Origin of the sequence: endosymbiont of unidentified scaly snail isolate Monju, from assembly GCF_000801295.1 — a bacterium.
Classification (GTDB): domain Bacteria; phylum Pseudomonadota; class Gammaproteobacteria; order Chromatiales; family Chromatiaceae; genus MONJU.
The window spans coordinates 1261834-1274417 of sequence record NZ_AP012978.1 but is presented as its reverse complement, the minus strand read 5'-3'; the positions used below and the strand labels follow the sequence as shown (position 1 = coordinate 1274417).

Below are 12584 nucleotides of genomic sequence, written 5' to 3'. Positions count from 1 at the left end.
TCGTCAACGACCTTGAGACGTGAAGTCCTTTGCCCGGGTGGATGACCCGCAGGCCGCCGAGCGTTTCATCTTGCGCGCGCACGAGATCTTCCAGCGTCTCGAGAGCATGGCCTTCCCCACGGTAGCCATGATCCACGGCTATTGCCTGGGCGGTGGCCTGGAGCTGGCCCTGGCCTGCGACTACCGCGTGGCGCGCGACGACCCGGGCACGCGCATCGGTTTTCCCGAGGTGCGGCTGGGCATCTTCCCCGGCTTCGGGGGCACGGTACGCGCCCTGGGGCCGCTGCAGGCTCTGCCATTGATGCTCGCCGGGCGCACGCTCGACGGGCGCCGTGCCAGGCGGCTCGGGCTGGTGGACGAGGCCGTGCCCGAGCGACAGTTGCGCAATGTCGCGCGCCTGCTCATCGAGCAGCGCCGCCGCGCCGCGCCGCGCCTCGCTGGCCGCTCGCCTGCCAGGTCTCCTGCCCCTGCGCCCCGCGGTGGCCGCCTTCATGGCGCGCCAACTGCGTGCGCAGGTGAATCCCGCGCACTACCCGGCCCCCTTCGCCCTGCTCGATCACTGGCGGCGGCACGGCGGCAACGCGCATGCCCTCTACGACAGCGAGGCCCGCGAGGTGTCACGCCTGATCGTCTCGGACACCGCGCAACAACTGATCCGGGTGTTCCTGTTGCAGGAACGCCTGAAGGACCTGGCCGACAAGGACACCTTCGCCCCGCGCCATGTGCACGTGGTGGGTGGCGGAGTGATGGGAGGCGACATTGCGGCCTGGTGCGCCCTGCGCGGCCTCACCGTCACCTTGCAGGACCGCACGCCCGAGCTGCTGGGCCGAGCCATGGGGCGCGCCGCGAAACTGTTTACAAGGCGCCTGAAGGATCGCTACCAGGTGCAGGCGGCGCTGGATCGCCTCACCCCCGATCATCGCGGCCTGGGCGTGCCGCGTGCCGACGTGGTGATCGAGGCCATCTTCGAGGACGCCGAGGCCAAGCGTGCCCTGTACGCCGAGCTCGAACCCCGGATGCGCGAAGACGCCGTGCTGGCCACCAATACGTCGAGCATTCCGCTAGCCGAGCTGCGCCAGGATCTGGCACGCCCCGAACGCCTTATCGGCCTGCATTTCTTCAACCCGGTGGCCAAGATGCCGCTGCTCGAGATCGTGCGTGACGAGCACACCGACCCCGAAATACTGGCCCGTGGCCTGGCCTTCGCCCGGCACATCGACAAGCTGCCGCTGCCGGTGAGCGCCACGCCGGGCTTCCTGGTCAACCGGGTGCTCATGCCCTATCTGCTCGAGGCGGTGCGTCTGCTCGACGAGGGGGTGCCCGCCTCGGTCATCGACCATGCCGCGCTGGATTTCGGTATGCCCATGGGTCCCATCGAACTGGCCGACACCGTGGGTCTGGACATCTGCCTGTCGGTGGCGCGCAAGCTGGCGCCGCTGCACGACGAACCACTGCCCGGCCAGCTCGAACAGCAGGTCGAGGCTGGCCACCTGGGCAAGAAGAGCGGCCAGGGTTTCTACCGCTGGCAAAAGGGCCAGGCGCAGAAACCCAAGGTGAACATGCCACCCAGGACACGGCTGGAGGAACTGGCCGATCGCATGATCCTGCGCCTGATCAACGAATCGGTCGCCTGCCTGCGCGAAGGCGTGGTCGAGGATGCCGACCTGCTGGATGCCGGGGTGATCTTCGGCACCGGTTTCGCGCCCTTCCGCGGTGGCCCCCTGCAATATGCCCGCCAGCGCGGGATGGAACGCTGCGAGAAGCGGCTACACGAACTCGAAGCCCATTATGGCCACCAGTTCCACGCCGATCCCGGTTGGCACGAGCTGGCGACCGGGCATGGATGAGGCGACAGGCACTGGAGAACACCCTGACAGGGTGGAACCGGCAATGAATTACGACAAGGCAAAGGCAAGCTGAAAAGGGCCAATCCCGGCCCGTGGGGACATGAGGCCATTCAAGGAGCCAAGGCAATGGAGAGAGAACAGGACATCATCTCGCTGGAGGCAGCGCCCACTCTGGCGCATGCATTCCATGAACGGGTCCTGCGCACGCCCGACCAGGTCGCCTGGCGCGACTGGCGCGACTGGCGATGGACCGATCACACCTGGGCCGAGAGCCAGGCCGAGGTTGCACTCTGGCAACACGCCATGCAGGCCGACGGCCTGCAACCCGGCGAGCGCATCGCCATCCTCTGCAGCAATCGCTGGGAATGGGTGCTCTGCGACCAGGCCGCACAGGGGCTGGGACTGGTTTCGGTGCCGCTCTACACCAACGACCGTGCGGAGAACATCGGCTGGATACTGAAGGATGCCGGGGTGCGCTGGTTGTTCCTGGAGAAGGCCGAGCACTGGGAGCGCCTGCAGGAAATCCGCGACCGGCTGGGCACGCTGACACGGATCGTCACCGGCGAGCGCGTGGAGGACGAACTGCCCAATGTCATCGACCTGGATGCCTGGCTGACGCCCGCGCGCACCTTGCCCACCCCACCCGAATACGTGCTCGATCCCGGCGCCCCCGGATCACTGGCTGGCATCGTCTACACCTCGGGCACTACCGGGCGGCCCAAGGGGGTGATGCTCTGTCATCACAACATCCTCTGGGAGATCCACGCCGCCTTGCAGCAAGTGCCGGTCTATCCGCAGGACATGCTGCTGTCCTTCCTGCCGTTGTCGCACACCCTGGAGCGTACCGCCGGCTACTATCTGCCCATCGTCGCCGGCACCCCGGTCACCTTCTCTCGCGGCATCCCGCAACTGGCCGACGACCTGGCCATGGTGAAACCCACGCTGATGATCTCGGTGCCGCGCATCTTCGAGCGGGTCTACGGGCGCATCAGTGCCAGGGTGGACGAGGGGTCCGTCTTGAAACAGTGGTTGTTCCACGAGGCAGTGAAGCTGGGCTGGCGGCGGTTCGAATGGCAACAGGGACGGGCGCGCTGGACGCCGGGGCTGTTGCTGCACCCGCTGCTCGACCACCTGGTCGGTCGCAAGATTCGGGAGCGCCTGGGCGGTCGCCTGCGCTTCACCGTGTGTGGCGGTGCCGCCCTGGGCGAGGACGTAGCGCGGCTGTTCATCGGTCTGGGGGTGCCCATTCTGCAAGGCTATGGGCTCACCGAGACCAGCCCGGTGATTGCAGTCAACACCCTGGAGGACAACCTGCCGGTCAGCGTCGGCCGCGCCCTGCCCGGCATCGAGGTGCGGACGGGCGAGAACAACGAACTGCTCACCCGCAGTCCGGCTGTGATGCTCGGCTACTGGAACAACCCCGAGGCCACCGCGCGTATCATCGATGACGAGGGCTGGCTGCATACCGGCGACCAGGTGGCCATCGACGAGCAGGGGCATATCCGCATCACCGGGCGCATCAAGGAGATCATCGTGCTCTCCAATGGCGAGAAGGTGCCGCCAGCCGACATGGAGAACGCCATCGCGCTCGATGAACTGATCGATCAGGTGATGGTCATCGGCGAGGGCAGGCCTTATCTCAGCGCCCTGGTGGTGCCCAACCCCGAAGCCCTGGAGAAGGTCGCCCGCGAGCTGCATCTGGACCCGGCAAACCAGGCGATCTACGATGACGAGTACCTGCGGGAAGTGCTGATGGAGCACATTGAGGAGCGTACCCGTGACTTTCCAGGCTATGCGCGGATCCGTCAGATTGCCATACTCGACCATCCCTGGATACCGGACAATGGCCTGATGACTCCGACCCTCAAGTTGCGGCGCGACCGCATCCTGCAGCAATGCCATGATCTGATGGAAAACCTCTATGCCGGACACTGAATCTGATCAATACGACTTTCTGGGGCCGCGCGAACTCACTTATCGCGTGGTCGCCATGCCCTCGGACACCAATGCTGCCGGAGACATCTTCGGCGGCTGGCTGATGTCGCAGATCGACATCGCCGGCAGCGTGCTGGCGATCCGCGAGGCTCGCGGCCGTGTGGCAACCGTGGCGGTCAAGGAACTGCGCTTCCTCGCCCCTATCCGCGTCGGCGACCTGGTGACTTGCTACTCCCAGGTGATCGCGATCGGCAACACCTCGATCACGGTGCACGTCGAGGCCGAGGCCGCGCGTCAGCGTAGTCACGACATCGGCGATCAGGATCTGGTCGCCGACGCCATGCTGGTGTATGTGGCGCTGGATGAACAAGGTCGCCCTCGGCCAGTGCATTCCTCTTGATCGAAATCCCCGATATTTTGTCGCCGGTCAACATCGAGGCGTTTTGGGGCTGGACAAGCCGCGACAAGGGTGATTGCATTGTCTTCCATGCTAGACCGACTCAGACAGCACGACCTCCGCGTCCGCGTGGCCCTGGGACTGGTGGCGGTGCTGTTTGCGCAGTTGCTGTTGCCCATCCAGGCGCACAGCCGGCTGGCGCGCGACGGGCATGGCCTGACCGTGGTGGTCTGCACCCTCGATGGCCCCCGCGAAATCGAGCTGAGCCTCCCAGGAGTCAGCGACGACAGTCCACACGGGTCGGCAGCGATGGCCTTCTCCGACCTGCTCAACCACCTCACCCCGGTCGCCCCGGTGGTGCGGCCGCCGCAGGCTGTATTGCAACGGATCACCGTGGCCACCGACCGGCCGGCCCTGTTGCGTCACTCCCCACCCCCCTCGCCGCTCGCACGCGATCCTCCACTAGTCTGATTTTTCCGGCGTCTGCTCTTGTTATCTACGGCGCGTCGTCTGATGCGATGCTGACGCCTGCCTGTCCGCTCTACATGCCTTCCACATACGCAATGGAGACAGATCGTCATGAAAATCCGAATCCTGGCACTTGCCGCCGCCCTCTGTGTTCCCGGCCTGGCGTTGGCTGCCGACAGCGATGCTGTGCGCGCCGAAACCCCCTACGCGCGAGCAGTCCCCCCAACGGCCCACAACAGCGGCGCCTTCATGGTGCTGCACAATGCCAGTGACCGCCCGATCCGCGTGGTGGATGCCCGTTCAGATGTGTCCCGCGTGACCGAGCTGCATATCCATGTCCACGACAAGGGGGTAATGCGCATGCGGCGCGTCGACTTTATCGAGATTCCGGCACACGGCAAGGTCGAACTCAAGCCCGGCGGATACCATGTGATGCTCATCGGACTGAATCACCCGCTGAAACCGGGTGACCCTGTCCATCTCGAACTCACCCTCGGTGACGGCAGCCAGATGGCCGTCGACCTGAAGGCTCGCCCGACCGGCATGGGGATGATGCACTCCATGAAACAACACATGCAGCAACAGCCGATGTCTCCCATGCAGCACTGAGATGCCGGAGGCCTGCCCAGCCATCGAAGCGGCATCTCTCAACCCTTGAAGAGGGTTGCTCTCCTGCCGGGGCCTGTGCCCCGGCCTTTTTGTGTCCCTAACGACAGCGCATTCAGCCACTGCTACTCGCTCTGCCTGCTGGCGGTCTTGTGCGACATTCCCTGTCACTGGGTAGCGGCGGGCATCCTCGCAATCCCGCATTATCCTGGCCTGCCCTGTGGCCAGCGGGTCGACCACGCGCAGAAGCACGAGTGTCGATGCCCTGTGCCGGGAGTATGGAGCGCCAGCGCCCGCGACCCCCATGGCTCGTCGGCAATACCCCGACCATCGCGGAAGCCCCCTGCCTGCCCATCCCTGCGTCGCCGACGAGGGCGGCTTCGACCTGTCGGACCACCCCGTGATCCGCGACTTGATCGAATGCATGAAGGCCCTGCCTCGATTCCGGCCAATGGCGGATCGAGCCGGGCATCCAGCTCCCGAATCCCGAGATGTGGCCGGGTCGATTCACGGCAATTGCGCAAGGTCGAAAAGGGGGCTACATTCACGCCTCGGTCGCACTTGAACAGACAACATAAGAGGAACCGATATGCTGAAGAAATTCCTGGGCTTGGCCCTCACCACTACGCTGGCACTGGGACTTGCCGCCGGCGTCCAGGCAGCCGACAAGAAGGTCTACAAGCTGCGCCTGGCCGAAACCTGGCCACCGAACTTCCCGATTTTCGGGGATACCACCAAGAGGTTCGCGAAGCTGGCCGAGGAGATGTCCGGCGGGCGTCTCAAGATCACCATCGACTCGAAGAACAAGCACAAGGCGCCGTTCGGCATCTTCGACATGGTCAAGTCGGGCCAGTACGACATGGGTCACTCGGCCTCCTACTACTGGAAAGGCAAGGATCCCAACACCCTGTACTTCACCACCATGCCCTTCGGCATGACCGCGCCGGAGCAATATGCCTGGTTCTACTACGGCGGCGGCATGGAGCTGATGAAGAAGGTCTATGACAAGCATGGCCTGCTGTCCTTCCCCGGCGGCAACACCGGAAACCAGATGGGTGGCTGGTTCCGCAAGGAGATCAATTCGCTGGACGATCTGAAGGGCCTGAAGATGCGCATCCCGGGCTTTGCCGGCGAGGTGCTGGCCAAGCTGGGCGCCAAGCCGACCAACATCCCGGCCGGCGAGCTGTACACCGCACTCGAGCGCAACACCATCGATGCCCTGGAGTGGGTTGGCCCCTCGCTGGATTTGCGCATGGGCTTCCACAAGATCGCGCCCTACTACTACACCGGCTGGCATGAGCCGGCCACCGAGCTGCAGTTCCTCGTGAACAAGCGCAAGTTCGAAAAACTGCCGAAGGACCTGCAAGCCATCCTGGTGACCGCCATGAAGGCCGCGGCCTACAACATGTACGCCCAGTCCTATCACGAGAGCGGGGTGAACTGGGAAAAGATCAAGACCGAGTATCCCAACATCAAGATCCGCACCTTCCCCAAGGAGGTCATGGACGCCCTGCGCAAGGCCAACGGCGAGCTGCTCGCCGAGCGTGCGGCCAAGGACCCGCTGGCCAAGGAAATCATCGAGTCGCAGAAGGCCTACCTGAAGAAGGTCCGTGCCTGGACCACCATTTCCGACCAGGCCTACCTGAACTCGGCTGGCGCGGAATAACCACAGCCTGATCCGCGCGACCGAGCCGTGGCACTGCTCCCCTCCTGACCTCGCCCGCAAGCAGTGGAGGTCGGGAGGGGAGCAGCTTCAAGGGAACCCTGAATCAAGTGTTCCATTCCTCCCTCGTCCGCGGGGGAGAAATTTGGCAAGGGCTCCTTAACGCGAGGGGTGGTGATGGGTTACCATTGCCGCCTCTTTTTTTCGATCGTTATCTGGAGTCCGGCGATGTCGTTCCTGCTCAAGGCGGAAGCCGTGATCGGCCGATTTTCGATCTGGGTCGGTCACTTTTCTGCTGTTCTGTTGCTTCTGCTGGTGGCCAACGTCTTCTACGACGTGATCATGCGCTACCTGTTCAATGACGTGTCCATCGGCATGCAGGAACTGGAGTGGCACCTGTTCTCCATGATCTTCCTGTTCGGCGTGGCCTATGCCCTGCAGACCGACGGCCACGTGCGGGTGGACATCCTTTATGAAAAGGCCAGTCCGCGTACCCGTGCACTGGTCGACATCTTCGGCACCCTGGTCTTTCTCTGGCCCTTCTGTTTGCTGGTCGCCGGCTATGGTATCGGTTTCGCACGCGAAGCCTGGGAGATCAACGAGATGAGCGGCGACCCGGGGGGGCTGCCGCATCGCTGGATCATCAAGGGCATGATCAGCCTGTCGTTCGCCTGTGTGCTGATCAGCAGCCTGGGTTTCCTCCTCGGGGCGATCAATGAACTGCTGGGCCTGAAGGTCCGGCAACATCAGGAAACGGAAATCTAGGAGCGACACCGTGGTTGGCATCATCATGTTCGGAGTGGCTTTGCTGCTGCTCCTGCTCGGCTTCCCTGTGGCTTTCACTTTCGGCGGTGTCGCCCTGATCTTCGGTGTCTGGGCCGAGGGCTGGGACCTGTTCGCCTTCATGCCCTTCCGCATCTACAACATCATGCAGAACGTGGTGCTGATGGCGGTGCCGCTGTTCATCTTCATGGGCCTGGTGTTGCAGAAGACACAACTGGCCGAGCAGCTTCTCGAATCCATGGGGCGACTGTTCGGTACGGTGCGCGGCGGGCTGGCGGTTTCCACCATCCTGGTCGGCGCCTTGTTGGCCGCCTCTACCGGCGTGGTTGGCGCCAGTGTGGTGGCGATGGGTGTGATTTCGCTGCCAGTGATGCTCAAGTACGGCTACAACAAGGGACTGGCCTGCGGCACCATCTGCAGCGCCGGCACCCTGGGTCAGATCATCCCGCCCTCGATCATCCTCATCATCCTCGGTGACGTACTGGGCCTGCCGGTGGGCGACCTGTTCCAGGCCGCCGTCGTTCCCGGGTTGGTGCTGGTGGGCATCTACGTCTTCTACGTGCTGAGCATCGCCTGGGCACGTCCCGCTGCCGCCCCGCCGATACCCTTCGAGGATGACGGCAGCACAAAGACCCAGCACTACTTGACCGCGCTGAAGGCCATCCTGCCGCCACTGGCGCTGATCATCGTGGTGCTGGGGTCGATCTTCGCCGGCATCGCCACCCCTACCGAGTCTTCGGCACTGGGCAGCGCGGGCGCCATCCTGCTCGCGGTGCTGTACCGCAAGTTCAGCTGGCGCCTGGTGTTCGACAGCGCCCTGGAGACGGTGAAGATCACGGCCATGGTGTTCGCCATCCTGCTCGGCGCCACCGCCTTCTCGATGACCTTCACCTATACCGGCGGTGACACCATCGTCGAGGAATTCATGCTGCAGCTGCCTGGCGAGAAATGGGGCTTCCTCATCCTGTCGATGCTGATCATCCTGCTGCTGGGCTTCTTCATCGACTTCGTCGAGATCTCGTTCATCGTGGTGCCCATCCTCTCTCCCATCGCCGAATCGCTGGGCATCAACATGCTGTGGTTCGCGATCCTCATCGCCATGAACCTGCAGACCTCTTTCCTGACCCCGCCCTTCGGGTTCAGTCTGTTCTATCTCAAGGGTGTGGCGCCGCCCTCGGTGCGCACCGTGGACATCTATCGCGGCGTGGTGCCCTTCATCCTGATCCAGGTGGGCGTGGTCATCTCCATTCTCGTCTATCCGGAGTTGTATGGACTGGGGTGAGACACATGATCGAGTCGAAAGAAACGCTGGTAGCCAATTTCCTGCGTCTCGCGGCCGACTATGAAAAGGTACAGAACCCGGTGACCGGCATCGACCTCGACGATGCCATCGTGCGGCTGCGGCGTTACATCCTGACCCACGAGAAAGACGAGGCCCTGGCGCGCGATCTCTACGACCTGGGCAAGCTCATCCGCAAGCTGGACATGCCCACCTACAGCGCCCTGCTGGTGCGCATCCGGGCCGCCCTGTCCTGAGTTTCCTGCAAGGTCCGACCGGGAGCCGTCAGCCCCAGGTCGTGGCGAGCCGGGTCAGTCCGTTCAGGTCGCTCACCACCTGCTCCGGTTCGTGTCCCCAGGGATCGAAGACCTGCGCGGCATCGCGCTGTACCCACACCGTGTGCCAGCCGGCATGGTCGGCGCCCAGTACGTCGAAGGGATTGCCGGAAACGAGCCAGGTGCGATCGGCGCGCGCGCCGGCCTGTGCCAGGAAATGCGCATAGACGGCAGGATCGGGTTTGAAGGAAGACACCGCATCCACGCTGACCACATCGAGAAAGGCATCGCGGATGCCGGCAGCGCGCAACAGTTGTTCGACCGCCTCGCGGGTGCCGTTGGAAAAGGCGTACAGGCGTGCACCGCTGTCCTGCAGGCGCGCGAGCGCACCCGGAACCTCGGGAAAGGCCGGCAGGGTACGATAACGCTCGAGCAGGGAGTCGCGCTCGGCGGGCGTCAGCCTTACCCCGAGCGTGGCACAGGCGTAATCGAGGGCCTGGCGGGTGCAGGTGGCGAAGGTCACGTAGTCGCGCGCCAGGGCGCGGCGAAAACTGTACTCGAGTTGCTTTTCCCGCCAGATGCGGGACAGCACCGGGGCGGTCTCCTCACCGGCCATCTCCCCCAGCAGGGGGATCAGGCCGTGGGTGTCGATCAGGGTGCCATAGACATCGAAGGCCAGTGTCGGGGGCATGCGTTTCTCCATCAGTGTTACGGGTGATGGACGTTCGCAGCCCTCAGCGTATTCCCGGCCACCAGCCCGCGAGTTTTGCCAGCGCCTCGGCACCGGCCACGCCGATGCGATCGGCCAGACGTTGCAGGGGGTCGTCCTTGGCGGTGAAATCGACGACCTTCTCGATGCCCACCACGTCACGTGCGACGTGGCCCAGGTCGCCCAGTTCGTCGGCCAGCCCCAGGTCGATGGCGCGCTGCCCGGTCCAGAACAGGCCGCTGAACAGGGTGTCGTCGTCGGCCAGGCGATCGCCGCGCCCTTCCTTCACGGCCTCGATGAAGTGCGCGTGGATTTCGGAGAGCATCTTTCGCGCATGTGCCTCGTCGAAGGGTTCGAGTGGGCTGAAGGGGTCGAGCATGCCCTTGTGCTCACCGGCGGTGAGCAGGCGACGCTCGACACCCAGCTTGTCGAGGGCGCCGGTGAAGCCGAAACCGTCCATCAGTACGCCGATGGAACCGACGATGCTGGAGCGGTTGACGAAGATCTTGTCCGCCGCGGCGGCCACGAAATAACCGCCCGAAGCGCACATGTCACCGACCACCACGTAGAGCGGGATGTCCTCGTGCTTTTTGCGCAGGCGGCGGATCTCGTCGTAGATCAGGCTGGCCTGCACCGGGGTGCCGCCCGGGCTGTTGATGCGCAGCACCACGGCCTTGGTATGGCTGTCACGGAAGGCCTTGCGCAGGCCCTTGTTGACCTGGTCGGCGCTGGCCGGGCCATCGGGACCGATCACCCCCTCGAGTTCGACCAGGGCGACATGATCCCTGCCGCTGGCCTGGTCGAGATTGATGTCGCCGCCACTGTTGAGCAGGTAAAGGATCACCCCGAGGTAGAGAAAGGTCAGCAGCTTGAAGAAGATGCCCCAGCGACGCGCGCGACGTTTCTCTCGCAGGGCCTCGGTGGCCAGATTCTCCACCAGTTCACGTTCCCAGCCGGCATCGGCCACCTGATGTTCTTCCTTTTCGTTCACCCTTTCGACTCCCTCGCTTCGTGAATTCCATCCAGCCACGCCGGCAGCGCACCCAGCTCGTCCAGCACCCCCAGGGCCCCGCTCGCGAGCAGGCGGTCGGTCTCGTGCACCCCGTGCGCAATGCCCAGGGCATCCACCCGCGCGTTGGCGGCCATCAGCATGTCATATTCACTGTCGCCGATCACCAGGGCCCGTTCCGGCAGCATGTCCAGGTCGGTGAGGATATCCTGGAGCATCTGTGGATGCGGCTTGGAGTGGGCCTCATCGGCGCAGCGCGTTATGTCGAAACAATCTTTTAGACGGGTTTCTTCAAGCACTTTATCCAGTCCGCGCCGGCTCTTGCCGGTCGCCACCGCGAGCAGGTAGCCGGCCTCGCGTGTCCAGCGAACCACCGTTTCGGCCCCGGGGAACAGGGACGAGGCCGGGATCTCGTCGCCCAGCCAGTGGGTGCGGTAGGCATCGATGATGTCGTCGATCTCGCGCGCCCCGGCCTCCGGCCACAGCCGGGCCACCGCCTCGCGCATGCCCAGACCAATGATCTCGCGCACCGCGGCGTCACCGGGCACCGGGTGGCCGGCATCCCGCGCCGCCCGCTGCATGCAGGTGACGATGCGGTGCGCCGAGTCCATCAGGGTGCCGTCCCAGTCGAACACCAGCAGGTCATAGGGTCTCATTTCAACGTATCCACCACGGTTTGCAGTTCGGTGGGCAGCGGCGCTTCCAGGCGGTAGCCGCCCTTCTTTCCCTCCCAGGGAAAATCCAGTCGCCATGCGTGAAGGAACAGGCGCTTGAGATCGGCCTCGCGAGCCAATGCCTCGACATTCGCGTCACCGTACTTGGCATCGCCCAGGATAGGGGTGCCCAGATGCGAGGCGTGTACCCGGATCTGGTGGGTGCGCCCGGTCTCCAGGCGTGCTTCCACCAGCATGGCGCCTCGCAGGCGCTGACGCACTCGGAAATGGGTAACTGCGTCCTTGCCGGCCGGGTCCACGCGCACCACGCGCTCGCCGCTGCGCAGGGTGTTCTTGCGCAGCGGCGCATCGGCTGTCTTGTGGTCTTGCCGCCAGCGCCCGGCCAACAGGGCCAGGTAGCGCTTTTCGACCCGCCCGGCGAGTTGGAGTTTCTGCAACTGCACCAGGGCGGAACGGCGCTTGGCGACCAGCAGCAGGCCGGAGGTATCGCGGTCGAGCCGATGCGCCAGTTCCAGGTAGCGTGCCTGTGGACGCAGGGCGCGCAGGATCTCGATCACTCCGTGCGAGACCCCGCTGCCACCATGTACCGCGATGCCCGAGGGCTTGTCGATCACCAGCAGATCGTCGTCCTCGTGCACGATGGCCTGTTCGATCCGCCGACGCACACCGGCGCCGGGCCCCGGGATGGGGGCTGACTCTGCAAGTCGCAGAGGCGGGATGCGCACCTGGTCGCCGATGTGCAGCCGTCGCGTGGGCTTGACCCGCCCCTTGTTGACCCGCACTTCGCCACGGCGCAGCACCCGGTACACCCAGGAGCGCGGCACGCCCTTCAGTCGGTTGAGCAGAAAGTTGTCGATACGCTGGCCGTCGGCCTCTTCGCCGACCACCAGGTATCGCACCCTGGAACTGTTGTCGCTGTCGTTCAAGATCCGCTCTTTC

At 64.5% G+C, this 12584-nt stretch carries 13 protein-coding genes and 1 pseudogene; 10 read left to right on the top strand and 4 right to left on the bottom strand.

Annotated elements, in window-relative coordinates; genetic code table 11:
• Positions 1-19 precede the first annotated feature (19 nt).
• From EBS_RS14550 to EBS_RS05995, 10 genes and pseudogenes are all read left to right on the top strand, one after another.
• Positions 20-370, top strand: a pseudogene (locus tag EBS_RS14550) (enoyl-CoA hydratase-related protein); the annotation flags it as partial.
• Positions 371-386: 16 nt separating this feature from the next.
• The gene (locus tag EBS_RS06035; RefSeq protein ID WP_081999851.1) at positions 387-1847 is read left to right on the top strand and encodes a 3-hydroxyacyl-CoA dehydrogenase family protein; all 1461 of its coding nucleotides are present in this window, start codon (positions 387-389) and stop codon (positions 1845-1847) included.
• Positions 1848-1973: 126 nt separating this feature from the next.
• Positions 1974-3782, top strand: a complete 1809-nt coding sequence (locus EBS_RS06030; protein WP_043107782.1) for an AMP-dependent synthetase/ligase — start codon at positions 1974-1976, stop codon at positions 3780-3782.
• Positions 3769-4182 (top strand): acyl-CoA thioesterase, encoded by a 414-nt coding sequence (locus EBS_RS06025; protein WP_043107780.1) that lies wholly within the window; start codon positions 3769-3771, stop codon positions 4180-4182. Before EBS_RS06030 ends, EBS_RS06025 begins: the two co-directional genes overlap by 14 nt.
• A gap of 87 nt (positions 4183-4269) precedes the next feature.
• A complete protein-coding gene (locus tag EBS_RS06020; protein ID WP_043107779.1) occupies positions 4270-4650 on the top strand; it encodes a DUF2946 family protein in 381 nt (126 codons plus the stop codon).
• Positions 4651-4758: 108 nt separating this feature from the next.
• A complete protein-coding gene (locus EBS_RS06015; RefSeq protein WP_043107777.1) occupies positions 4759-5256 on the top strand; it encodes a copper chaperone PCu(A)C in 498 nt (165 codons plus the stop codon).
• A 586-nt stretch (positions 5257-5842) separates the two neighbouring features.
• Positions 5843-6919, top strand: coding sequence for a TRAP transporter substrate-binding protein (locus EBS_RS06010; RefSeq protein ID WP_043107776.1), 1077 nt, complete (start codon positions 5843-5845; stop codon positions 6917-6919).
• A gap of 225 nt (positions 6920-7144) precedes the next feature.
• Entirely contained in the window at positions 7145-7681 is a 537-nt protein-coding gene (locus tag EBS_RS06005; RefSeq protein WP_043107775.1) for a TRAP transporter small permease subunit, read from the top strand.
• Positions 7682-7691: 10 nt separating this feature from the next.
• Entirely contained in the window at positions 7692-8981 is a 1290-nt protein-coding gene (locus tag EBS_RS06000) for a TRAP transporter large permease (RefSeq protein WP_043107774.1), read from the top strand.
• A 5-nt stretch (positions 8982-8986) separates the two neighbouring features.
• Entirely contained in the window at positions 8987-9235 is a 249-nt protein-coding gene (locus EBS_RS05995) for a hypothetical protein (RefSeq protein ID WP_043107772.1), read from the top strand.
• Positions 9236-9263: 28 nt separating this feature from the next.
• Here EBS_RS05995 and EBS_RS05990 read toward each other — a convergent pair whose 3' ends face one another.
• Genes EBS_RS05990 through EBS_RS05975 form a run of 4 tightly spaced genes read right to left on the bottom strand, consistent with a single transcriptional unit; the run spans position 9264 to position 12571 of the window.
• Positions 9264-9944 (bottom strand): haloacid dehalogenase type II, encoded by a 681-nt coding sequence (locus EBS_RS05990; RefSeq protein WP_043109352.1) that lies wholly within the window; start codon positions 9942-9944, stop codon positions 9264-9266.
• Between the two features lie 43 nt (positions 9945-9987).
• A complete protein-coding gene (locus EBS_RS05985; protein WP_052199351.1) occupies positions 9988-10953 on the bottom strand; it encodes a S49 family peptidase in 966 nt (321 codons plus the stop codon).
• The gene (locus EBS_RS05980) at positions 10950-11627 is read right to left on the bottom strand and encodes an HAD-IA family hydrolase (protein WP_043107771.1); all 678 of its coding nucleotides are present in this window, start codon (positions 11625-11627) and stop codon (positions 10950-10952) included. Before EBS_RS05980 ends, EBS_RS05985 begins: the two co-directional genes overlap by 4 nt.
• Positions 11624-12571 (bottom strand): RluA family pseudouridine synthase, encoded by a 948-nt coding sequence (locus EBS_RS05975; RefSeq protein ID WP_331711260.1) that lies wholly within the window; start codon positions 12569-12571, stop codon positions 11624-11626. Before EBS_RS05975 ends, EBS_RS05980 begins: the two co-directional genes overlap by 4 nt.
• Positions 12572-12584 lie beyond the last annotated feature (13 nt).

What these genes read in the sequence shown, in the direction of transcription:
- EBS_RS06035 (WP_081999851.1), top strand. Translation starts at nt 387, where the DNA reads ATGTCGCGCGCCTGCTCATCGAGCAGCGCCGCCGCGCCGCGCCGCGCC.
- EBS_RS06030 (WP_043107782.1), top strand. Translation starts at nt 1,974, where the DNA reads ATGGAGAGAGAACAGGACATCATCTCGCTGGAGGCAGCGCCCACTCTG.
- EBS_RS06025 (WP_043107780.1), top strand. Translation starts at nt 3,769, where the DNA reads ATGCCGGACACTGAATCTGATCAATACGACTTTCTGGGGCCGCGCGAA.
- EBS_RS06020 (WP_043107779.1), top strand. Translation starts at nt 4,270, where the DNA reads ATGCTAGACCGACTCAGACAGCACGACCTCCGCGTCCGCGTGGCCCTG.
- EBS_RS06015 (WP_043107777.1), top strand. Translation starts at nt 4,759, where the DNA reads ATGAAAATCCGAATCCTGGCACTTGCCGCCGCCCTCTGTGTTCCCGGC.
- EBS_RS06010 (WP_043107776.1), top strand. Translation starts at nt 5,843, where the DNA reads ATGCTGAAGAAATTCCTGGGCTTGGCCCTCACCACTACGCTGGCACTG.
- EBS_RS06005 (WP_043107775.1), top strand. Translation starts at nt 7,145, where the DNA reads ATGTCGTTCCTGCTCAAGGCGGAAGCCGTGATCGGCCGATTTTCGATC.
- EBS_RS05995 (WP_043107772.1), top strand. Translation starts at nt 8,987, where the DNA reads ATGATCGAGTCGAAAGAAACGCTGGTAGCCAATTTCCTGCGTCTCGCG.
- EBS_RS05990 (WP_043109352.1), bottom strand. Translation starts at nt 9,944, where the DNA reads ATGCCCCCGACACTGGCCTTCGATGTCTATGGCACCCTGATCGACACC.
- EBS_RS05980 (WP_043107771.1), bottom strand. Translation starts at nt 11,627, where the DNA reads ATGAGACCCTATGACCTGCTGGTGTTCGACTGGGACGGCACCCTGATG.